Source organism: Vibrio sp. 10N.286.52.C3 (assembly GCF_041468865.1).
GTDB classification, from domain to species: Bacteria; Pseudomonadota; Gammaproteobacteria; order Enterobacterales; family Vibrionaceae; genus Vibrio; species Vibrio crassostreae_C.
In genome coordinates, this window is sequence record NZ_JBFRJM010000138.1 from 1 (window position 1) to 1258 (window position 1258).

Below are 1258 nucleotides of genomic sequence, written 5' to 3' on the forward strand. Positions count from 1 at the left end.
GTAGTGGTACGCTGAATTTGGTCACTTAGTTAGAGGTGATATCATCACCTCATAAGTTAACAGGTGACACTATGACAAAACGTACAAGAAGACTATTTAGCGCTGAATTCAAATTAGAAGCGGCACAACTGGTTCTAGATCAGAACCACTCTGTGACAGAGGCTGCTCAAGCTATGAATGTTGGGAAGTCCACGATGGATAAGTGGGTTCGCCAACTAAAAGAGGAACGTCAGGGGAAAGCACCTAAAGCATCGCCGATGACGCCTGAGCAAATTGAAATACGTGAATTAAAAAAGAAGTTAGCTCGCCTTGAAGAGCATAATGAAATATTAAAAAAAGCCACGGCTCTGTTGATGTCGGACTCACTGAACAATTCTTGATAATCAAGAAACTCAAGCAGAGCCACAGCGTGAAAATATTATGTGAAGTGTTCAATGTTCATCGAAGCAGTTATAACTACTGGCGAAAACGTCCAGTAGAAATTGATGCCGAAACAGCAAAGCTCCGTAGTTTAGTTAGCGAGGCACATGCCGCAAGCAACGGTTCTGCGGGAGCGAGAACCATTGCTGACATAATAACGAGTCAGGGAACTAACCTGAGTCGCTACAGAGCAACGAAGTTCATGAAAGCCCTTGGTCTAGTGAGCTGCCAAGTGCCAAAACACAGGTATCGTAAAGCATCACAAGAACATATTGAGATCCCAAACCTCTTAGGCCGCCAGTTTGTAGTTACGGAGCCAAACAGAGTTTGGGTTGGTGACGTTACTTATGTTTGGACTGGCTATCGTTGGATGTACTTAGCCGTAGTTTTAGACCTGTTCGCTAGAAAAACGATTGGTTGGGCAATGTCATTATCGCCCGATAGTCGATTAACTCGTAAGGCTCTTGCCATGGCTTATGAGTCTCGTGGTAAACCACAGGGCGTCATGTTTCACAGTGATCAAGGCAGTCATTATACAAGCCGAAGTTATCGGCAATTACTGTGGCGCTTTCAGATCAAGCAAAGCTTATCTCGACGAGGAAATTGCTGGGATAATGCACCAATGGAACGCTTCTTTAGAAGCTTGAAGACGGAATGGATACCTACAGTAGGTTATCGGAGCTTTGCAGAGGCACAACAAGAAATTACTCGATACATTATTGGGTATTATTGCCAACTCCGCCCGCACCAATACAACGGTGGTTTGACTCCCAATGAATCAGAACGATTGTTCTGGTTAAACTCTAGGAACGTGGCCAATATCAGTTGACCACTACAA

The 1258-nt window shown here is 44.3% G+C and carries 1 protein-coding gene; it reads left to right on the forward strand.

The window, feature by feature from the left end; all coding sequences use genetic code 11:
- The first annotated feature begins 71 nt into the window (after positions 1 to 71).
- Positions 72 to 1249, forward strand: a protein-coding gene (locus AB4138_RS23795) for an IS3 family transposase (RefSeq protein ID WP_210448093.1) whose coding sequence is annotated in 2 segments (ribosomal slippage) — positions 72 to 330 and positions 330 to 1249 — 1179 coding nt in all. Because the reading frame shifts where the segments join, the coding sequence is not laid out codon by codon here.
- The last annotated feature ends 9 nt before the right edge of the window (positions 1250 to 1258 follow it).